Below are 20,754 nucleotides of genomic sequence, written 5' to 3' on the forward strand. Positions count from 1 at the left end.
ATCTACGTCCACAACATCATTGCGAGCGCCGGCGAAGCGATCCAGAATGTCTCCGCGGCGGCCGCCTGGATTGCTTTCGCTGCGCTCGCAATGACGGAAACCAGCCATGTCACTCAAACTCTTCGAACTCGTCGGCACCGACGCTTCACGTCCGTTCAGCCCCTATTGCTGGCGCACGCGGATGGCGCTGGCGCACAAGGGACTGTCGGCGGAGTCGCTGCCCTGGCGCTTCACCGAGAAGAGCGCGATCGCGCCGCACGGATCGGAGAAGGTTCCGGTGCTGTTGCACGACGACAAGGCGGTGGTCGATTCCTGGACCATCGCGAATTATCTCGAAGACAATTTTCCGGATCGACCGTCGCTGTTCGGCGGCGAGGGCGGCCGCGCCATGGCACGCATGATCAACGCCTTCGGCGACATCGCCATCGTCGGCGGCATCTTTCCGCTCATCGTCGCCGATATCCCGAACAACCTCGCCGAGGTCGACGCCGCCTATTTCCGCACCTCGCGCGAGGCGCGCTTCGGCGGCAAGAGCCTGGAAGAGGTCATGGCGAGTCGCGACACCGGCGTGATCGCGTTCCGCAAGTCGCTCGAGGTGATGCGCCAGACCCTGAAGAAGCAGCCCTATATCGGCGGCGATGCGCCGAACTACGCCGACTACATCGTGTTCGGCGGTTTTCAGTGGGCGCGCGTGGTGAGCCCGTTCAAGCTGCTGGAGAGCGATGACCCGGTCTACGCGTGGCGCGAAAAACTGCTGGATGCGTTCGACGGCATGGCTCGGAAGTCGCCGGGGCACACGGTGTAGGCCGAGGTTTTTCCTCACCGTCGTCCCTGCGAACGCAGGGAGCCATACCGCGTGATTTATCGGTTAGGCATGGTCGTAGTACCAAGCGATCAGTCTTCGCCAAACGTCTCCCTGTGGTTATGGCTCCCTGCGTTCGCAGGGACGACAGCGAGAATGTGGCGATCATCCCGCGCTCAATGAGCAGCGTTCGCCGCTTCCGCCGCCGCGTTGCGCAAACACTCCCGGCACAGGCAATCCTCGCCCTTGACCGGCATCGGCAGCTTTGCCGTCTCCTCCGCGCACCAGCACGTGCCCGAGAGGTCGCAGCCGAACTCGGTGCCGCAACGGGCGCAGACGAGGCGGCGTGGTTCCTGCGTCAGGGATTCTTTCGGAATTGTCATGATTTACGTCGAAGCTTCGCCGTCATTTTCATGTCGGGTTCATCTGTCGCTGCGGTATATTACTCGCCGCGCATGAAATCGGAAAGCGCTTCACGACGCGCGAAGGACAGATCGATGGCCCGCGATTCGCACGCCGCCCTCGTCGCGCTCAACCGCTTCGGCTTCGGCGCCCGCGGCGGCGCATCGGGCGATCTCATCAACGCAGCATCCGATCCGCGCGGCTTCGTGAAGGCGGAGCTCGCGCGCGCAAACGGCGTGCTGCTGGAAGCGCCGGGCCTGCAATCGACGCCTCAGCTTGGGCAGGCGGTGTTTGCCTATCAGGACCAGGTCAAGCAGGCCCGCGAGGCTGCGAAGGCCGCTGCGCCCGCTGAATTGGCGCCCACAAAGCCGCCGGCTGATCAAAAGCCGGTGCCGCGCCGCAGTCTGTCGCTGAACGCCGCGGCGGACATCGCCGGCCAGATGGCGGACGTAAAGCCCGCCGGGACGCCCGCCAGGCCCGACACGATGGAGCCGAACGCCGCGCCGCCCGCCGCAAAGCCCGCGCCGCAGCCGCTCAACGTCATCCAGAAGACCTTTCGCACGGAGGCGCTGGCGCGCTTGCAGCGCGCGACGCTGGCCGAGTGCGGCTTCACCGAGCGCCTCGTCGCGTTCTGGTCCAACCATTTCTGCATCTCCGCCAGCAAGGGCGAACTGGCGCGGATATGGGCGGGCGCGTTCGAGCGCGAGGCGATCAGGCCGCATGTGCTCGGCCGCTTCGCCGACATGCTCCGGGCCGTCGAGCAGCATCCGGCGATGCTGTTCTTTCTCGACAACCAGCAATCGCTCGGACCGGATTCGCGCGCGGGGCAAAGCCGCAAGCGCGGGCTGAACGAGAATCTCGCGCGCGAGATCATGGAGCTGCATACGCTGGGTGTCGGCGGCGGCTATACGCAGGACGACGTCACCTCGCTCGCGCGCATCATCACCGGCTGGACCTTCGCCGGAAGACAAGGGCAGCTCGGCATCCCCGGCGCCTTCGTCTTCAACGTCAATGCGCATCAGCCGGGGCCGCAAGTGCTTCTCGGCAAAACCTATGGACCGACCGGGCTGGCACAGGGCGAAGCAGCACTCGCCGACCTCGCACGCCATCCGTCGACCGCGAGCTTCATCGCCACCAAATTCGTCCGCCACTTCGTCGCCGACGATCCGCCGCCGGCGCTCGTCGCGCGCCTGCGCGAGGTCTTCGTCAAGACCGACGGCGACCTCAAGGCGCTCGCGACCGCGCTGGTCGATTCCGACGAGGCTTGGAAGGCACCACTGACCAAGATGCGCTCGCCCTACGAATTCCTGGTCGCAAGCGGCCGGCTGCTCGCGCGTGTGCCGGAGGATCCGAGCCGTTATCTCAATGGACTCAACCTGCTTGGGCAGCCGCTATGGTCGCCGCCCGGCCCCAACGGCTTTCCCGACACCAATGCCGCCTGGGCCGCGCCTGAAGGCATCAAGCTCAGGCTCGATATCGCGGCGCAAATCGGCGCGCGGCTCGGCAACAACATCGATCCGCTCGACCTGCTGGAATTCGCAGCCGCCGATGCAGCTTCAACCGAGACGCGGCGGACCATCGAGCGCGCGGAATCGCGGCAGCAGGCGCTGGCGCTGCTGTTGATGTCGCCGGAAATGCAGCGGAGATGATGATGATCGACTGCGTCGAGAACCGTCTCCTCGCCTCGCGCCGCGGCCTCCTGCTCGGCGGCGCCTCCTTTGCCGCCTGGGCCTATCTGCCGAAATTCGCGCGCGCAGCCGACGGGCGCGATCCGCGCTTTATCGTGGTGATCCTGCGCGGCGCGCTGGACGGCCTCTCGACCGTCGCCCCGACCGGCGATCCCGGCTATGCCGGCCTGCACGGCTCGATCGCGCTTACCGCGGATGGTGCGCATCCTGCGATCATGCTCGATTCCTTCTTCGCGCTGCATCCGGCGATGCCGGAATTTGCGCGCATGTATCGCGACAGCCATGCCGCAGTGATCCATGCGGTGGCGACGCCCTATCGCGACCGCTCGCATTTCGACGGCCAGGACGTGCTCGAAAGCGGCTATGCCGGCCCGGGCCGCGTGCAGTCCGGCTGGCTCAACCGCGCGCTGGAAGCGCTGCCGCGGGGCGAGCGCGTGTCGAGCGGCCTCGCGGTCGGACCGACCACGCCGCTGGTGTTGCGTGGCAATGCGCCCACCGTCGGCTGGGCGCCGGTGGCGCTGCCGCAGGCGGATGACGACACCGCGATGCGCCTCGTGGAGCTTTACCGCCACCGCGATCCTGCGCTGGCCACGGCGTTGTCGCAGGGGCTCCAGTTCGACAAGGTCGCAGCCGGCGACGGCATGAAGCCGAAAGGCGGCAACGTCGTCGCTCAGATGCGGCAGGTCGCGCGCGGCGCGGCAAAACTGATGGCCGCCGATGACGGCCCGCGCATCGCCGCGCTCGCCTTCGACGGCTGGGATACGCACGCCAATGAAGGCGGCCCGGTGGGGCGTCTCGCCTTCCTGCTCGGAGGCCTCGATGGCGCGCTATCCGAATTCGAGAGCGGGCTCGGCGCGCGCTGGCGCGACACCGTCGTCGTCGCCGTCACCGAATTCGGCCGCACCGCGCGCATCAACGGTACCGAGGGGACCGATCACGGCACGGGAACGGTCGCGCTGCTCGCCGGCGGCGCGGTGAAAGGCGGCCGCGTTATCACCGACTGGCCGGGCCTCAAGCTCGCCAACCTCCATGAGGGGCGCGACCTCAAGCCGACGACGGATCTGCGCTCCGTGATCAAGGGTGTGCTGCAGGACCAGTTCGGCCTGTCCGATCGCGTGCTGGCGGAGACGGTGTTTCCGGATAGCGCAGGTGCAAGGCCGATGAAGGGGCTGGTCGTTTAGGCCGTCATTCCGGGGCGCGCGGAGCGCGAACCCGGAATCCATCGTTTCGTGGCGAAATGGATTCCGGGCCTGCGCCTTGCGGCGCATCCCGGAATGACGAGATAATCGGCGGAGCATCAGGAGAACCACACCCATGTACATCGCCATGAACCGCTTCCGCGTCGCCAAGGGGTCCGAGGCCGCTTTCGAGCAGGTCTGGCTCACGCGCGACACTCATCTCGACAAGGTGCCGGGCTTCGTCGAATTCCATCTGCTGCGCGGGCCGGAAGCCGAGGACCATACGCTCTATGCCTCCCACACCGTGTGGGCGAACCACGCGGCGTTCGAGGCCTGGACCAAGTCGGAGGCGTTTCGCGCGGCGCATCACAGGGCGGGCGACAACAAGCCGCTTTATCTCGGCCATCCCCAGTTCGAGGGCTTCGAGGTGATGCAGACGGTGGGGCGCGGGGCGAAGTAACGCGGCCAACACAAAAAAATGCGGTCCCTGTCAGACGCGGCGACTGACGGGGACCGCTTTGGAGCGCTTGATCGGTGACGGGGGCCTGACCAGACGCAGGTGGAGCGTAGCCTTGCTATGTTACGTGCGGGTGACAGCCGGCGTTATCCACAGGGGGCCCGGCGCAGGGCTCAGAAGATCTTGCGATAGACGATGAAGCCGGACCGCTCGGCGACCTTGTCGTACAGGCGCTGCGCCGTGAGATTGGTTTCATGCGTCTGCCAGTAGACGCGCGGCGATCCCGCGAGTCTCGCCCGCTCGTAGACGCCATGGATCAGCGCCGAGGCGACGCCCTTGCCGCGCGCCGCCTCGAGCGTGAACAGGTCCTGCAAATAGCAGGATGGTTCGATCGCGGTGGTGCTGCGATGAAAAAGATAGTGCGTCAGGCCGAGCAAGCGGCCGTCGTCCTCGGCGACCAGCGCGTGCATCGGCTCATAGGCGTCGAAGAAGCGCTGCCACGTCATGCGCGTGATCTCGGGCGCGAGCGCGGTCGGACCGGAGCGGCCGTAGAAGGCGTTGTAGCCGTCCCACAGCGGCAGCCATTGATCGTAATCCTGCCTGATGACGGCGCGAATGGTGAGGGACATGTGAGCTTCCGAAGACGATGACGCACTCTTCATACGTGATGACTGCGTCATCGAGCAACCGGGCAGCCGATCCGGACAAGATCATGCTCTATTCCGCGACGCGCAAGGACCGGATCAGCCTGCCGGCCGTGGGGTCGCGCAGCGAACGGTAGTAGTCGGCGCCTGAGGGCGCATCGGTGTGACGCACGAGGTCGGTCACCGGCGTATAGCTCAGCATCCGCCCGCCGTCGGGCAGCGCGGTGCAGACGAAGCGCAGCACCTCGCCGTTGCGCAATTTGATGTTGATCGGCGTGGCATCGCCAAGCCGCACCATCTCCATGCGCTGCGCGATGAAGGTGCCGAGCTCGTCCTCCGGCAGCTCGAACGCGCCTGTGTCTCGGCCATGATACATCAGCGCGATGAAGGGCGGCTTGCCGTCGGCGATCACGTCCGGCACCGCGAGGTAACTGCGGAATGCGCGGTTGATGAATTCGGCCCGGGTCTCGGCATCGAGCAGCACGATGCCGATATCGACCTGGTCGAGCGCGGCCGACAGCCGCGCGGCCGTGGCGTGGCTCTTCCGCTCGGCCGCGAACGTGTTGAGCTGCCTCTCGCGCATCAGGCCGGTGATGCCGGCGGTGCCGGCAGCCGTGATGGCCAGGAGGCCGAGCCGGACCAGATCGGCGGGTCCATAGCCGGAAACGCCGTGATGGTTGAGGAAGAACAGTGCCGCGCCGATCACCGCGACGACCGCGGTGGTCATGGCGGAGGCGAGACCCGCGAGCGCGCCGGCGAGAGCCACGATGCAGACGAACAGCGGCGCGGGCGAGGGAGTGGGGATAAAGCGATCGAGCAGCATCGCCAGCAACAGGGTCGCTGCCGTCAGCACCGGACCGGAGATCGCACGCCATCCGAACCGCATGGACCAGTCTCGCTCCTCCCGAACGAGGTAAGGTCGCAACACTGACTGATTGTTTCGCGATTCCGACGCGATTTCGTGCGGCGTGCTTAAGGCGTGCTTGCGTACAAGCCTAAAGCTTTCAAATGATTCTAGACCATGTGCGCGTGCTTGGCGCGCTGTTGCAGTGCGGGCGCATCCAGCGTCGACGTCCCCACGCCCTTGCGCGTGCCGACGATGATCAACAGCGACGCCGCGACCAGGATGGCCGCCGTCAGGGTGATTGCAACGACTACCACAGGTGATTTCATCGACGTCCTGTCGCGATGCCGGTCGGCGCGGGCCGCACGGCGCCCTGAAGGCAGGTCCAGGATGAAACGGGGATCAGACCGGCAGGCCCATCGCCATGGTCGCCTTGGTCGACAGCACCGTCAGGGTGACGATCACGCACAGCGAAAGCGCGGCGAAGGCGAGCGAGGCCGCGACCGCATGGGTGAGCCGGGAAGACGCGACGGTAGCGGATGGGCTCTGAAAGCCTGCCGTGCCGGACGCCCGCATCATGGTCTAAATCCTTCAACGCGCGAGCGAATCACCCGCGACCTCCCGCAATTTCACCGTTGCAACCGGCAATATTGCGGCGGCGGTCGTGCCAAAAGCGGCGGGATTGCGGCAACAGCGTCCCTTATGCCCGCTATTCGGCGGAGCGGGTGGCGCGGTCAGGCGCCGGCCGCGATGCTGGCGGGGTCGGCGATGTCGGCCGGGCGCCACTCCATCGACACGAAGCCGGGCGCGGCTTCGACGCGCTTCAGCCAGTCCCGGATGGCGGGAAAGGTCGAGAGATCGAAGTCGCAGCGGTCGGCAAGGTGGGTATAGCCGTACAGCGCGATGTCGGCGACCGTCAGCTGGCGCGCGGCGAAATAGGCGTTGGTCTTGAGATGGTTCTCCATCACCTGGAGCGCGCCATAGCCGCGCTCCATCCAGTCCTCCAGCGAATGGGTCTGGAGGTCGCGGCCGCCCTTGACCAGCGACAGCCAGAAATAGGCGGCGCCGATGTTCGGCTCGAGCGCGTGTTGCTCGAAGAACATCCATTGCAGCGCCTCGGCGCGATCGATGCGGTTCTCCGGCGCGAGCGGCGTGCCGACGGCGACGTACCAGAGGATGGCATTGGACTCGGCGAGAAAGCGGTCCTCGCCGACCTCGAGCAGCGGCACCTGCCCCGACGGGTTCTTGTTCAGAAAGTCCGGCGTGCGGCTCTCGCCGCGCAGAATGTCCACCTCCACCGCTTCGTAGGGCAGGTTGAGCAGCGCCAGCGCAAGGCGGACCTTGTAGCTGTTGCCCGAGCGTTGCATCGAATAGAGCTTGTACATTCTGGGGTTCGAATCCGACGACGTGAAGACGCGGCGCTTGTTGCCGCGCAAGGCGGCTAAACAATGATGCCGATGCGAATCCGCCGCAAGAGCCAGCCAATAGAAAAACTCGAAAACCCTACCGCACTGCAATGTTGCGGAAGATCATTCCCGCGCGACGATGCAATTCAATTCACGCTTGCGTCAACATGTGGTGGGATTGCGCGGCGCGATCGTGAAGCAGGTAGAGCGTGCTACAAATGATCGGGCAAGGCGCCTATGCTTCTGCATCGTCATGGCCGGGCTTGACCCGGCCATCCACGTCTTGCCACACGGCATGAAGAACGTGGATGCCTTGGGACAAGCCCGGGCATGACGACCGTCTGTTCGACCGCGAGCTGCCCAAAATTGCTCCGAGGACAAGCCTTGCCGGATATGAGGGGTTTCGGCGGCAAAGTTGCGGAATATTGCGGTAAATCATGCCCTCGAACAGCGCGAATCCGTAAACTTTTCCGGGATCGGACCGAAGTTTCTTGCGGCGCAGCGGCGCACGTTTTAGGGTGGCTCATTCCCACAATCAGAGTCGTGAGGCGAAAGGCTTCACGACGCTCGCCAGGAGATGATGATGTCCTTCCTTGCCGCCGCGCTCGACCGTGTGAAGCCGTCCGCGACCATCGCGGTCACGGATAAAGCACGTGCGCTGAAAGCGGCGGGGCGCAACGTCATCGGCCTTGGCGCCGGCGAGCCCGACTTCGACACGCCCGCCAACATCAAGTTGGCGGCGATCCATGCCATCGAGGCCGGCAAGACCAAGTACACTGCGGTCGACGGCATCCCCGAGCTGAAGGAAGCCATCATCGCGAAGTTTCAGCGCGAGAACGGCGTCGCCTACAAGCCGAACCAGATCATCGTCGGCACCGGCGGCAAGCAGGTGCTCTACAACGCGCTGATGGCGACCATCAATCCGGGCGACGAGGTGATCATCCCCGCGCCCTATTGGGTCAGCTATCCCGAGATGGTCGCGCTCGCCGGCGGCGAGCCTGTGCCGGTGGTCTGCACCGCTGCGACCGGTTTCAAGCTCCAGGCAGAAGCGCTCGAGCGCGCGATCACGCCGAAGACCAAATGGGTCATCCTGTGCTCGCCGTCGAACCCGACCGGAGCCGCCTACACGCGTTCGGAACTGAAAGCGCTCACCGACGTGCTGATGAAGCATCCCCATGTCTGGGTGATGACCGACGACATGTACGAGCATCTCGTCTACGACGACTTCCAGTTCACCACCGTCGCGCAGGTCGAGCCCGGCCTCTACGATCGCACGCTCACCGTGAATGGCGTCTCCAAGGCCTATTGCATGACCGGCTGGCGTATCGGCTATGCTGGCGGCCCGGCGCATCTCGTCAAGGCGATGGCGACCATCCAGTCGCAGTCGACCTCGAACCCGTGCTCGATCGCGCAATGGGCCTCGGTCGAGGCGCTGAACGGTCCGCAGGAATTCATTCCCGCCAACAACAAGGTCTTCAAGGAGCGGCGCGACCTCGTGGTCTCCATGCTCAACCAGGCCAATGGCATCGAGTGCCCGCGCCCGGAAGGCGCGTTCTATGTCTATCCCTCCTGTGCCGGCACGATCGGCAAGAAAGCGCCGTCGGGCAACGTGATCTCGAACGACGAGCAGTTCGTCACCGAACTCCTGGAGACTGAAGGCGTCGCCGTCGTGCAGGGTTCGGCCTTCGGACTTGGACCTGCGTTCCGCATCTCCTATGCGACCAAGACCTCGGACCTCGAAGACGCCTGCAAGCGCATCCAGCGCTTCTGCGGCAATCTGCGGTAAGGACGCAGCAACGGCGTGACATCAAAGGGCCCGCGCAAGCGGGCCCTTTTTTCTTTCACACCGCGCGATCTGGCCCCACCACGACTATTATGGCATAGACGATCGCGCGGCATGTGCCGCGCCTTGCTGCTCGCGCCACATCATTGCCGGAGACGTTTCATGCGCCGTTCATTCATTCTCGCCGGCCTCGCCGCCGCAAGCCTGATTGTCTCTGTTGCGGCTGCCAGCGCGCAGCAGCGGATGGCGCGGGTCGGCGTGCTCGAGTGCCGCGGCGGCGCCAGTGTCGGCTTCATCGTGGGTTCGGTGACCCATCTCGGCTGCGTGCTGCGCGCCGATGGCTTGCCCGATGACCGCTATGTCGCGACGATCCGTAAGGTCGGCCTCGACATCGGCATCACTCAGGAGACCGCGCTCGCGTGGGGTGTGTTCGCACCGGTCGACCGGCTCGGCCCGGGCGACCTCTCCGGCAATTACGCCGGCGCGCAGGGCAGCGCCTCGATCGGCGTCGGTCTCGGCGGCAACGTGCTGGTCGGCGGCTCCCAAAATTCGATCGCGCTCCAGCCGCTCAGCGTGCAGGGCCAGGTCGGCCTCAACATCGCCGCGGGCCTCGAAAGTCTGGAACTGCGTCCGGGGCGATAACAATTTCGCGTGTGATCGCGCCGCGTGAAGCGGCGCGATATTGCCGACGACGCACCGCAGCGACGTTTGACGCTTGCCAAATCTCGGGGACGGGCAGAGCATCCGCGTTTGCCGACCCAATCATGGGCCGAGCTCCACAGAAGGAGGCGGCGAATGGGACAGGACGTCAGAAGTCCCCCGGTCAATAAAACATTGGGTCCACGGTGCATCGCGCTGGTGGGCCCTTTCCAAAGCGGTAAAACGACACTTCTCGAAGCAATCCTGGCGCGAACGGGCGCTATCCCGCGCGCTGGCAGCGTGGATGCCGGAACTTCCGTCGGCGACGCCACGCCAGAGGCCCGCCATCACAAGATGACCGTCGGGTTGACTGCCGCGACCACGAGTTTCATGGGCGACAGCTACACCTTTCTCGATTGTCCCGGTTCCGTCGAGTTTGCCCACGACATGCGCGCCGCGCTTCCTGCGGTCGACGCCGCAATCGTGGTGTGCGAAGCCGACGAGAAGAAGCTGCCGCAGCTTCAGATCATCCTGCGCGAGCTGGAGGAGCTGAAGATTCCGCGCTTCCTGTTCCTCAACAAGATCGACCGCGCCAGCCAGCGCGTCCGCGAGACGCTCGCGACCCTGCAGCCCGCCTCGCGCGTGCCGCTGGTGCTGCGCCAGATCCCGATCTGGAAGGGCGAGCTGATCGAAGGCTTCGTCGATCTCGCGCTCGAGCGCGCCTTCATCTATCGCGAGCACAAGGCCTCCGAGGTGATCGCGCTCGAAGGCGGCGATCTCGACCGCGAGAAGGAGGCCCGCTTCTCGATGCTGGAGAAGCTCGCCGACCACGACGACGCGCTGATGGAGCAACTGCTCGAAGACATCCCGCCGCCGCGCGACGCCGTGTTCGACGATCTCGCCCGCGAATTGCGCGAAGGGCTGATCTGTCCCGTGCTGCTGGGCGCCGCCGCGCGCGAGAACGGCGTGCTTCGCTTGATGAAGGCGCTGCGCCATGAGGCGCCGGGCGTCGTGGAGACCGCAAGACGTCTCGGCGTGCCCGAGACCAGGGATGCGATCGGCTACGTCTTCAAGACGCTGCATTCGCAGCATGGCGGAAAGCTGTCGCTGACGCGGCTGCTCGCCGGCCATGTCGAGGACGGTGCGACGCTGCAATCGTCGTCCGGCGGCGTCGGGCGCATCTCCGGCATCCTTGCCGTCAACGGCGCCTATGACACCAAGCGCGCGTCGGCCGAAGCCGGCGACACGGTGGCGCTCGCCAAGCTCGATCCGATCAGGACCGGTGACACGGTCTCGAACGGCAAGACGCCGCCTGCGGCCTTGATTGCAATCGAGCCGACGCCGCCGGTGCTCGCGATCTCGATCGCGGCCACCGATCGCAAGGACGACGTGAAGCTCGGCCAGGCGATGGCCCGGTTGCACGAGGAGGATCCCTCGCTGGTCGTGGTGCAGAACGCCCAGACTCACGACACGGTGCTGTGGGGGCAAGGCGAGATGCATCTGCGCGTCGCTGGCGAACGGCTGCGCGACCGCTTCGGCGTCAAGATCACCTCGCATCCGCCCGCGATCGGATACCAGGAGACCATCCGCAAGCCGATCACCCAGCGCGGCCGCCACAAGAAGCAGTCGGGCGGCCACGGCCAGTTCGGCGACGTCGTGCTCGACATCAGGCCGCTGCCGCGCGGCGACGGCTTCAAGTTCGCCGAGAAGGTGGTGGGCGGCGCGGTGCCGCGCAACTACATCCCGGCGGTGGAGGAAGGCGTCGTCGACGGGCTGGCGCGCGGCCCGCTCGGCTTCCCCGTCACCGACGTGCAAGTCACGCTGACCGACGGCTCCTATCACAGCGTCGATTCCTCCGACCTCGCCTTCCGCACGGCGGCGCGGGTCGGTCTCAACGAAGGCCTGCCGCAATGCCAACCGGTGTTGCTGGAGCCGATCCACATGGTCGAGATCGTCTGCCCGACCGAGGCCACCGCCAGGATCAACGCGATCCTGTCGGCGCGTCGCGGCCAGATCCTCGGCTTCGACACCCGCGACGGCTGGAGCGGCTGGGACTGCGTCCGCGCCATGATGCCGGAAGCCGAGATCGGCGAACTCATCGTCGAGCTGCGCTCGGCCACCGCCGGGGCCGGCAGCTTCACCCGCCAGTTCGATCACATGGCCGAAGTCACCGGCCGCGCCGCCGACCAGATCATCGCCGCGCACCAGCACGCGGCGTGATCGGCGTCCCGCGGTAAGCAAGGCGCAAAGGTCTCACTCCCTCTCCCGGCGCTAAAGGGGAGAGGGAGGGGAGGCGTGCCTCCGCCATCACCGCAGGTCCGTGACCAACTCGCGGGAAGATTCCGGATTGCTTCGAACAGTTCCATCAACCGCGGGTCGGCCCTTCCGGCCGGTTAGAACTCGTCATGACGGGAGGACATAGAGGCGCCGCAAGGCCTTGCACTTCGTCTCGAATGATGTATTTTACATCATTGTATATGTTTAGAATATCAATTATAGTGTCTGATACGTGAGGCCAAGGTGATCACGTCATTCCAGATGCGGGCGGCCCGAGCGCTGCTTGGCATTGACCAGAAAGCCCTGGCCGAACTCGCCGGCGTGTCGCTGCCGACCATCCAGCGGATGGAGGCCTCTACCGGCAATGTTCGCGGCGTCGTCGAGACCCTGATCAAGGTGGTCGACGCGTTCGATCGGGCCGGTGTCGAACTGATCGGCGAGCAGGCGCGCAGCGACAGCGGAGGGCGTGGCGTTCGCCTCAAGGAGCCGGGGCCGCCGCGGCGGGTGGGGGCATGATCGGATGACGATCATGTTCGAAATCAGGATGAGCTAGCGCATCGTCGCGCCTCGGCAACACGCGACGCACGATGCTTTGGGCATTGTGGGGCAGCGGAGCATTTTGCTGAGATGAGCATCACAAGCGATCACGCGGGCAAACTGCATCAGATTCGCCAGCCGACCTTTGCCGAACTGTATATGCCAAAGCTCGTCACCGTCTGGCGAGAGGGCTACGGCATCGCGGACTTCCGTGCCGACGTTTTCGCGGGCCTCACGGTTGCGATCGTCGCGCTGCCGCTGTCGATGGCGATTGCCATTGCCTCGGGCGTGACGCCCGACCGCGGCCTCTACACCGCCGTCGTCGGCGGCTTCATCGCTTCCCTGCTCGGCGGCAGCCGGTTCCAGATCGGCGGACCTGCGGGCGCCTTCATCGTCCTGGTCGCGGCGACCGCGGAGCGTCACGGCGTCGACGGTGTCATCCTCGCTACCCTGATGGCGGGCCTGTTCCTGATCGCCGCGGGCCTGTTGCGGGTCGGCACCTACATCAAATTCATTCCCTATCCGGTGACGGTCGGCTTCACCGCCGGCATCGCGGTCATCATCTTCGCCAGCCAGCTCCGCGATCTCTCCGGCATCACGCTCGCGGGGAAGGAGCCCAGCGAGTTCGTGCCGAAGCTCGTCGCGCTCGCCGGCGGCCTCAACACCATCAATCCGTCCGCCGTTGCGGTCGCCATCGTCAGCATCGCCATTATCGCTGCCTTGCGGCGCTGGCGGCCGTCCTGGCCCGGCATTCTGATCGCGGTCGTGTTTGCAGCGGTCGCGACTGCTGTGCTGTCGCTCCCGGTCGAGACCATCGGCTCGCGGTTCGGCGGCATTCCGCGCGAACTCCCCTCGCCGGCGTTGCCCGCGTTCTCGCTGGAGAAGGCAGGCGCGGTGCTGCCGGATGCGATCGCCTTCGCGCTGCTGGCCGCCATCGAATCGCTGCTGTCGGCGGTGGTCGCCGATGGCATGACCGGCCGCCGTCACCGCTCGAATTGCGAGCTGGTGGCGCAAGGCGCGGCCAATATCGGCTCGGCGCTGTTCGGCGGCATCTGCGTCACCGGCCTGATCGCACGCACCGCCACCAACATCCGCGCCGGCGCGCGCGGACCGCTCGCGGGCATGCTGCATTCGGTGTTCCTGCTGCTGTTCATGCTGATCGCGGCGCCGCTGGCGAGCTACATTCCGCTGGCCGCGCTCGCCTCGGTGCTGGTCGTGGTGGCCTGGACCATGGCGGAGAAGCACGAATTCGCCACGCTCCTGCGCTCGTCATGGGGCGATGCCGTCGTGCTGCTCGCGACCTTCCTGCTCACGATCTTCCGCGACCTGACCGAAGGCATTCTCGTCGGCTTCGCGCTCGGCGCGGTGCTGTTCATCCACCGCATGGCGGAGATGACGGGCATCGAGGAGCGCACGCCGCTGGTCGCGGCTGATCGTCCCGACGACGGCAATGGCGATCGCGTTCGCTACGATCCTGCGCTTGCGGTCGATCGCGACGTGCTGGTCTATCGCATCACCGGCGCGTTCTTCTTCGGCGCGGCGTCCGCGATCGGAAGCGTGCTCGACGAGGTCGCCGACAAGCGCAAGGCCTTCGTGGTCGATTTCGCGGCGGTGCCGTTCCTGGATTCGACCGCGGCCAACGTGCTCGGCCGCGTCGCCGTCAAGGCGCATCGCCAGGGCATAAGGCTGTTCATCACGGGCGCTTCGCCCGCGGTCCGCCGCGCGTTGCTCACCCATGGCGTGACGCCGCCGCGCGCGCGCTATCGCACGAGCCTCGAGCGCGCCATCGCCGACATCAAGGGCACTGCGTCCGAGGAACCTGCTGCGAGCTGACGTCGCAGCGGCGCTCGTGCGCTTGACAGAGCTCGCGGGACGCGAAATGGATCGCCTCGGAAACGACCCGAGGGAAAGATGACCGCGCCAAGAACGCCTGCAGCCTGTCTGATCGGATGGCCGGCGGCGCATTCGCGCTCGCCGCTGATCCATCATCACTGGCTGCGTACGCTCGGCATCGAGGGCGGCTACGTCATCGAGGCGGTGCCGCCCGAGGACCTGCGCGATTTCGTGCTGCGGCTGTCATTGCGCGGCTTCGTCGGTGCCAACGTCACCATCCCGCACAAGGAAGGCGTGCTGGCGCTGTCGATGCCCGACGCCCGCGCAAAGGCGGTCGGCGCGGCGAACACGCTGTGGTTCGCCGATGGCGAGCTGCGTTCGACCAACACCGACGTCGAAGGCTTCATCAACAATCTCGACGCCAGTGCGCCCGGCTGGGGCGCGGCCGAGGAGGCGCTGGTGCTGGGCGCCGGAGGCTCCGCGCGCGCGGTCGTGTTCGGCCTGCTCGAACGCGGCATCAAAGGCGTGCATGTCGCCAATCGCACCGTTGCGCGGGCCGAGACGCTGGCGAAGCAGTTCGGACCGAACGTGCGTCCGCTGCCGTGGGACGCGATCGACGACGTGCTGCCGCGCGCAAGACTTCTCGTGAACACGACCTCGCTCGGCATGCACGGCCAGCCATCACTCGATGTTGATGTCGCACGCTTGCCGCAAGCGGCAGTCGTTGCCGACCTCGTCTATGTTCCGCTGCTGACGCCGCTGCTGGCCGCAGCACGGGCGCGCGGCCTGAAGACCGCCGACGGGCTCGGCATGCTGCTGCATCAGGCGGTACGCGGCTTCGAGCTGTGGTTCGGCCGGCGGCCTGAGGTCACGGCCGAGCTCCGTGCGCTGGTCGAGGCCGATCTCACAAAGACTTGAGAGGGGCGCGGCGAATAGCACACCATCTCCGGAGTTCTACCCCCGTGGGACAATCGGAGACCATCATGACGGTTCAACGCGCTACTTTCACACGTCCACTGATCGCCGTCACGATGGTGGTCGTCTCGACTTACTGCGCCTTCGCCCAGCGGGCGCCGGTGCCGACGCGCGTGCGCGGCACCATCGAAAGCGTCAATGGCGACACCATGCAGGTCAAGTCGCGCAGCGGCGAGGAGGTCAAGCTTCACCTCGCCTCCGACGTGAACGTGTCGGGGATCACCAGGATTTCACTCGCCGACATCAAGCCGGGTTCGTTCATCGGTGCGACCACGGTGCCGGGGCCGGACGGCGGCCAGAACGCCGTCGAGGTGCACGTGTTTCCGGAGAGCATGCGCGGCACCGGCGAAGGCTCGCGGCCCTGGGATCTGAAGCCCAACTCCAGCATGACCAACGCGACCGTGGCCGAAAGCGTCGTCGGCAATGACGGTCACACGCTGCTGGTCAAGTACAAGGACGGCGAAAAGAAGGTGTTCGTCGCCGACAACACGCCGGTGGTGACCTTCGTGCCGAGCGACAAATCCGAGTTGAAGCCGGGCGCCAAGGTCATCGCCTTCATGAAGCAATTGCCGGACGGCTCGTTCGAGACCAATCGCGTCAGCGTCGGCCGCGACGGCCTGACGCCGCCGATGTGACACGAAGTGTCATACCAGGGTGCGCAAAGCGCGAACTACGGTGCGCAGTTGCGCACCTGGTAATCTCGAGGTTCCGGGCCTGGTCCTTCGGACCATCCCAGAACGACGAGGGTCACACCGCAATGACGTGGTCGTCGATCTCGTCGATCCGGTTGACGCCGCATAGGCCCATCGTGGTGAGCAGCTCCTTCTGGATGATGTCGATCGCCTTGGCGACGCCGGCCTGGCCGCCGGCGCCCAGGCCATAGGCATAGGCGCGGCCGATCATGCAGGACTTTGCGCCGAGCGCGAGCGCGCGCATCACGTCCTGGCCGGAGCGGATCCCGCCGTCGAACATGATCTCCATCCTGTCGCCGACCGCATCCGCGATCTCGGGCAGCACCTCGATCGAGGACGGCGCGCCGTCGAGCTGGCGACCGCCGTGGTTGGACACCACGAGGGCCTGCGCGCCGGTCTTGGCGGCTTCCTCGGCATCCTCGACGTCGAGAATGCCCTTGATGACGAGCTTGCCCGGCCAGATGCTGCGGACCCACTCGACGTCCTTCCAGTTCAGCGAGGTATCGAACTGCGACGCGGTCCATTCGGCGAGGCGGTTGAGATCCTCGGTGTTCTTCACGTGGCCGGCGATGTTGCCGAAAGTGCGGCGCTTGCCTTGCAGCACGCCGGAGACCCAGGCCGGCTTGCTGGCGAAGTCCAGCAGCTTCGACAGCGACCATTCCGGAGGCACCGTCATGCCGTTCTTGATGTCGGCATGGCGCTGGCCGATCACCTGCAGGTCGACGGTGAGCACCAGCGCGCTGCACTTGGCCGCCATTGCGCGCTGGATCAATTCCTTGATGAAGCCGCGGTCCTTCATCACGTAAAGCTGGAACCAGAACGGCTTCTCGACATTGGCGGCGATGTCCTCGATCGAGCAGATCGACATCGTCGACTGCGTGAACGGGATGCCGGCGGCCTGCGCGGCGCGGCAGGCGTGGATCTCGCCGTCGCCATGCTGCATGCCGAGCAGGCCCACGGGCGCGAGCATCAGCGGCATGGTCGAGGGTTCGCCTAGGATCGTGGTCGAGGTGTCGCGCTTGGAGACGTCGACCAGAATGCGCTGGCGGAACTTGATCGCCTGCATGTCCTCGCGGTTGGCGCGCAGCGTTTCCTCGGCATAGGAGCCGCGGTCGCAATAGTCGAAGAACGCCTTCGGCACGCGACGCTGGTGCAGCGTGCGAAGATCGTCGATACACGTGATATGCTTCATGTCGTTTCCCCGGCCCGTCTTACTCGGAAGTCTTGCATCGGAAGATTTCGGGGTCATCTAGCATGGTTGGATGCACAGCCAAATCGTTTGCAGAGCGTTTTGCAGGAGGGCGCCATGACGCGGCCGCACACTGGACCTTCGCCGGAAGAGATCAAGGAGAAGCACGATCTCGAGGAGGCGCTGGAAGAGGGACTGGAAGAGACCTTTCCGGGCTCCGATCCGGTCAATGTGACCCAGCCGGCGCCGAGCCGTGAGGACGGTCATGTGAAGCGCAAGGGTTAGAGGCGGGTTCCGCCCCGGTGCGGCCTTCCGTCAGGAATTATAATATTAACAGAAGCTTACTGAGCCCGCCGGTCTCGGTTCCGTAATGATTTATCATATTTTTTGAAGCCAAGTTAGCCGCAATGGCATTATAAGAACCCCAGCAAATCAGGGATGCGGGCCGTCTTCGAGCAGCCCGTGGTTGTCGAGGGGATACCCCTGGTTGTTGCCTTGGGGGACGATATGAGCCGCAAATATTTCGGGACGGACGGGATCAGGGGCCGCGCCAACGGACTGATCACGCCGGAGCTCGCGCTCAAGGTCGGCCAGGCCGCTGGCCTTGCGTTTCAGCGCGGCGACCACCGCCACCGGGTCGTGATCGGCAAGGATACGCGGCTGTCCGGCTACATGATCGAATACGCGATGGTCGCAGGCTTCACCTCGGTCGGTATGGACGTGCTGCTGGTCGGCCCGATGCCGACACCGGCGGTCGCAATGCTGACCAAGTCGATGCGCGCCGATCTCGGCGTGATGATCTCGGCCTCGCACAATCTGTTCGAGGACAACGGCATCAAGCTGTTCGGGCCGCAGGGCTTCAAGCTTTCCGACGACGTCGAGAGGCAGATCGAGCAGTTGCTCGACGAGTCTCTCGACAAGCGGCTCGCACAGAGCGCGAGCCTCGGGCGCGCCCGCCGTATCGACGGCGTGCACGATCGCTACATTGAATTCGCCAAGCGCACGCTGCCGCGCGATCTGTCGCTGGACGGCCTGCGCGTCGTGGTCGATTGCGCCAACGGCGCCGCCTACAAGGTGGTGCCGGAGGCGCTGTGGGAGCTGGGCGCCGACGTCGTGCCGATCGGCGTCGAGCCCGACGGCTTCAACATCAACAAGGAATGCGGCTCCACCGCGCCGGAAGCGCTGTCGAAGAAGGTGCGCGAGATGCGCGCCGACATCGGCATCGCGCTCGACGGTGACGCCGATCGCGTCATCCTGGTCGACGAACGCGGCCACATCGTCGACGGCGACCAGCTGCTCGCGGTGATCGCGCAGAGCTGGAAGGAAGACGGCCGGCTGTCGCGGCCGGGCATCGTCGCCACCGTGATGTCCAATCTCGGGCTCGAACGCTTCCTGCAAGGGCAGGGACTCGAACTCGTGCGAACGCCGGTCGGCGACCGCTACGTCCTGGAGCAGATGCTGAACGGCGGCTACAATCTCGGCGGCGAGCAGTCCGGTCACATCATCCTGTCCGACTATGCCACCACCGGCGACGGCTTCGTTGCCGCCTTGCAGGTGCTGGCCGTGGTGCAGAAGCTGCGCCGGCCCGTCTCCGAAGTCTGCCACCGCTTCGATCCGCTGCCGCAGATCCTCAAGAACGTCCGCCACAAGGGAGGCAAGCCGCTCGACGATTCCGACGTCAAATCGGCGATCTCCGACGGCGAGAAGCGGCTCAACGGACACGGCCGCCTCTTGATCCGCTCCTCGGGCACGGAGCCCGTGATCCGCGTCATGGGCGAAGGCGAGGACCGCATCCTGGTCGAAGACGTCGTCGACACCATCGTCCTGGCGCTCGGCCAGGCCGCGGCCTGAATTCTTTTCCTTCTCCCCTTGGGATTGGCCCGGCAGATCGCGGCACGTGGCGGCTGGCTGCGCTGACGGGGTTTGCCCGCGTCTGGTAGCCCCGCGCTGTACGGCCTTCCAGGGCCGCCCCCGCTGGGGCGGCCCGGCTCCCGTGCTTGGCCGAAATGAACGGCCTACTTTTTCTGCCCTGTGGTGGTCGTCGTGGCAGCAGGGGTGCCGTCGCGAGCGTCCCGCCGCTCGTCGCGCCCGGTGCGCCGTTCCTGACGCCGCTCGGCGCGTCCCGTGCGGCGTTCCTGTCGTCGTTCTGTGCGTCCGCTTCGCCGTTCCTGACGCCGCTCCGTGCCAGACTTCACCGCGTCTGCGGGCGGCGTCGTTGGCGTGGCAGGCGTGGTGGTGGCTTGGGCTTCCGCCCCAGACGCCGTCAGAATTGCTGACGAGGCGACAACTCCAAATGCAGCCGCGCATCCAAGAAAAGCAAGCGCGCCGCGCCGGCAGACCTGCTTGGCCTTTGAAGCTTGATCCATTTCCTTGCTCCGGTTTCCTGCCACGGAGCATGTCATTATCGTTGCGAGCCGAGTTATTGATCTGGATCAACTTGGCGCGCGCTTCCGAGCCACGCTGGAATATCCACTGACGGTATCGCCACTCTCGGAACGTGAGGGATGATGGTCCCCGCAGTGACAATCAGCCCGTCGTTGAATTTGGCTCGCGCAAAATCCTTAGCCGCAGCTTCGGTCTCAACAAACATAGCGTGAGCGCAAAGGGTGCTGACGTTGACGCAAATCAAAGAAGCGTCCCGGTGGCGCGCCTGCCGTCCGCTATCGGTGCGGTGCACGCCGTCCCGTCGCCTGCCGTGGTGAGGGTGACGCGGTGATGGTGCGAGCCGTTGCCCCCGGTCCCGCGCCTGCCCGCTACTGCCGGTCGCGAGCGCTGACGATGACGCGCCGGCGGTGGGAGGTTTTAATCCATCGTGGGTAAACCAGTGCGCGGGTTCGATTGATCTACATCAACCTCCCGCGCGGAGAGAGCCGCACTCTCGCCAGCGGGGCTCAACGAATTCATGGAAGGGTTCCGTCATGCTCCGCTATATTCTCGCTCCTCTTGCGGCTCTCGTTTTTCTCATCGTCTGCTTGATCCCCGATGATGCCGAGGCTCGGCGCGGCGGAGGTGCCTATCGGGGTGGCGGCGGTTACCGCGGCGGTGCGGTCGCAGTTCGAGGACCGCGGGGCGGCGGCGCTGTTGCAGTGCGCGGCGCAGGCTACCGGGGCTACGGCTATCGGGGCGGCTATCGCGGCTATGGCTATCGGGGCTACGGTGTAGGAGCGGCAGCGGTAGGCGCGGCTGCCGTTGGCGCTGCTGCGTACCGCCGCAGTTGCTACGATGCTTACGGAAACTATATTTGCGCCTATTAATCCGTGGCGACACCCGATAGCGCGGCTCGGCCCTCAGCGGGTCCTTCTGAGGGCGTGGTTTTGTAGGGGGACCGCGCGACGGCCCCGTATGAGCCGTCTCGCCGCTCACGCGGCGAGCCATCCTCTCCCACGAGGGCCACAAGGGGAGAGGGTA

Annotated in this window: 21 protein-coding genes; 14 read left to right on the forward strand and 7 right to left on the reverse strand. The window is 65.7% G+C overall.

The genetic code is table 11. From position 1 onward, the window contains the following. Positions 1-106: 106 nt before the first annotated feature. Positions 107-805: a glutathione S-transferase family protein gene (locus ACYCVF_RS06485; RefSeq protein WP_459599856.1), complete on the forward strand. Its 699-nt coding sequence runs from the start codon at positions 107-109 to the stop codon at positions 803-805. Positions 806-978: 173 nt separating this feature from the next. Here the strand turns inward: ACYCVF_RS06485 and ACYCVF_RS06490 are convergent, their stop codons facing one another. Next, complete coding sequence (locus tag ACYCVF_RS06490) at positions 979-1,185, reverse strand: cysteine-rich CWC family protein (protein ID WP_459599854.1); 207 nt, start codon at positions 1,183-1,185, stop codon at positions 979-981. Positions 1,186-1,299: 114 nt separating this feature from the next. On the opposite strand from ACYCVF_RS06490, the gene ACYCVF_RS06495 reads away from it, so the two are divergent. The 3 genes from ACYCVF_RS06495 to ACYCVF_RS06505 all read left to right on the forward strand — a co-directional run bounded on the left by ACYCVF_RS06495 (position 1,300) and on the right by ACYCVF_RS06505 (position 4,530). After that, positions 1,300-2,853: a DUF1800 domain-containing protein gene (locus ACYCVF_RS06495; RefSeq protein WP_459599852.1), complete on the forward strand. Its 1,554-nt coding sequence runs from the start codon at positions 1,300-1,302 to the stop codon at positions 2,851-2,853. A gap of 2 nt (positions 2,854-2,855) precedes the next feature. Next, the gene (locus ACYCVF_RS06500) at positions 2,856-4,073 is read left to right on the forward strand and encodes a DUF1501 domain-containing protein (RefSeq protein ID WP_459600849.1); all 1,218 of its coding nucleotides are present in this window, start codon (positions 2,856-2,858) and stop codon (positions 4,071-4,073) included. A gap of 133 nt (positions 4,074-4,206) precedes the next feature. Continuing rightward, positions 4,207-4,530 (forward strand): antibiotic biosynthesis monooxygenase family protein, encoded by a 324-nt coding sequence (locus tag ACYCVF_RS06505; RefSeq protein WP_459599850.1) that lies wholly within the window; start codon positions 4,207-4,209, stop codon positions 4,528-4,530. A gap of 170 nt (positions 4,531-4,700) precedes the next feature. Here the strand turns inward: ACYCVF_RS06505 and ACYCVF_RS06510 are convergent, their stop codons facing one another. From ACYCVF_RS06510 to ACYCVF_RS06530, 5 genes are all read right to left on the reverse strand, one after another. Beyond that, positions 4,701-5,156, reverse strand: a complete 456-nt coding sequence (locus ACYCVF_RS06510) for an N-acetyltransferase family protein (protein ID WP_459599848.1) — start codon at positions 5,154-5,156, stop codon at positions 4,701-4,703. An 88-nt stretch (positions 5,157-5,244) separates the two neighbouring features. Continuing rightward, positions 5,245-6,057 carry a PAS-domain containing protein gene (locus ACYCVF_RS06515; protein ID WP_459599846.1) on the reverse strand — a complete coding sequence of 271 codons (813 nt, stop codon included), beginning with the start codon at positions 6,055-6,057 and terminating at the stop codon, positions 5,245-5,247. A gap of 128 nt (positions 6,058-6,185) precedes the next feature. After that, entirely contained in the window at positions 6,186-6,344 is a 159-nt protein-coding gene (locus ACYCVF_RS06520; protein ID WP_459599844.1) for a hypothetical protein, read from the reverse strand. 73 nt (positions 6,345-6,417) lie between these two features. Continuing rightward, the gene (locus ACYCVF_RS06525; RefSeq protein ID WP_459599842.1) at positions 6,418-6,594 is read right to left on the reverse strand and encodes a hypothetical protein; all 177 of its coding nucleotides are present in this window, start codon (positions 6,592-6,594) and stop codon (positions 6,418-6,420) included. Between the two features lie 155 nt (positions 6,595-6,749). After that, positions 6,750-7,400, reverse strand: coding sequence for a glutathione S-transferase family protein (locus tag ACYCVF_RS06530; protein WP_459599840.1), 651 nt, complete (start codon positions 7,398-7,400; stop codon positions 6,750-6,752). Positions 7,401-8,004: 604 nt separating this feature from the next. On the opposite strand from ACYCVF_RS06530, the gene ACYCVF_RS06535 reads away from it, so the two are divergent. From ACYCVF_RS06535 to ACYCVF_RS06565, 7 genes are all read left to right on the forward strand, one after another. Further along, positions 8,005-9,207 (forward strand): pyridoxal phosphate-dependent aminotransferase, encoded by a 1,203-nt coding sequence (locus ACYCVF_RS06535; RefSeq protein WP_459599838.1) that lies wholly within the window; start codon positions 8,005-8,007, stop codon positions 9,205-9,207. A 159-nt stretch (positions 9,208-9,366) separates the two neighbouring features. Beyond that, a complete protein-coding gene (locus tag ACYCVF_RS06540) occupies positions 9,367-9,846 on the forward strand; it encodes a DUF992 domain-containing protein (protein WP_459599836.1) in 480 nt (159 codons plus the stop codon). Positions 9,847-9,999: 153 nt separating this feature from the next. Next, the gene (locus ACYCVF_RS06545; protein ID WP_459599834.1) at positions 10,000-12,063 is read left to right on the forward strand and encodes an elongation factor G; all 2,064 of its coding nucleotides are present in this window, start codon (positions 10,000-10,002) and stop codon (positions 12,061-12,063) included. Positions 12,064-12,363: 300 nt separating this feature from the next. Then, the gene (locus ACYCVF_RS06550; RefSeq protein WP_061020522.1) at positions 12,364-12,636 is read left to right on the forward strand and encodes a helix-turn-helix domain-containing protein; all 273 of its coding nucleotides are present in this window, start codon (positions 12,364-12,366) and stop codon (positions 12,634-12,636) included. 111 nt (positions 12,637-12,747) lie between these two features. Next, positions 12,748-14,490, forward strand: coding sequence for a SulP family inorganic anion transporter (locus ACYCVF_RS06555; RefSeq protein ID WP_459599832.1), 1,743 nt, complete (start codon positions 12,748-12,750; stop codon positions 14,488-14,490). A gap of 78 nt (positions 14,491-14,568) precedes the next feature. Continuing rightward, complete coding sequence (locus tag ACYCVF_RS06560) at positions 14,569-15,408, forward strand: shikimate dehydrogenase (RefSeq protein WP_459599830.1); 840 nt, start codon at positions 14,569-14,571, stop codon at positions 15,406-15,408. A gap of 65 nt (positions 15,409-15,473) precedes the next feature. Beyond that, positions 15,474-16,100, forward strand: a complete 627-nt coding sequence (locus ACYCVF_RS06565) for a hypothetical protein (RefSeq protein WP_459599828.1) — start codon at positions 15,474-15,476, stop codon at positions 16,098-16,100. Positions 16,101-16,212: 112 nt separating this feature from the next. Here ACYCVF_RS06565 and ACYCVF_RS06570 read toward each other — a convergent pair whose 3' ends face one another. After that, complete coding sequence (locus ACYCVF_RS06570) at positions 16,213-17,349, reverse strand: alpha-hydroxy acid oxidase (RefSeq protein ID WP_459599826.1); 1,137 nt, start codon at positions 17,347-17,349, stop codon at positions 16,213-16,215. A 114-nt stretch (positions 17,350-17,463) separates the two neighbouring features. Here ACYCVF_RS06570 and ACYCVF_RS06575 point away from each other — a divergent pair, with 114 nt between their 5' ends. The 3 genes from ACYCVF_RS06575 (at position 17,464) to ACYCVF_RS06585 (ending at position 20,600) form a co-directional block, all read left to right on the forward strand. Further along, on the forward strand, positions 17,464-17,631 hold the full coding sequence (locus tag ACYCVF_RS06575) for a hypothetical protein (protein WP_459599824.1): 168 nt from the start codon (positions 17,464-17,466) through the stop codon (positions 17,629-17,631). Between the two features lie 222 nt (positions 17,632-17,853). Beyond that, positions 17,854-19,197, forward strand: a complete 1,344-nt coding sequence (glmM, locus tag ACYCVF_RS06580; RefSeq protein ID WP_459600847.1) for a phosphoglucosamine mutase — start codon at positions 17,854-17,856, stop codon at positions 19,195-19,197. A 1,067-nt stretch (positions 19,198-20,264) separates the two neighbouring features. Continuing rightward, on the forward strand, positions 20,265-20,600 hold the full coding sequence (locus tag ACYCVF_RS06585) for a hypothetical protein (protein WP_459599822.1): 336 nt from the start codon (positions 20,265-20,267) through the stop codon (positions 20,598-20,600). Positions 20,601-20,754: the final 154 nt, after the last annotated feature.

It is taken from the genome of Bradyrhizobium cedriense, assembly GCF_054602315.1.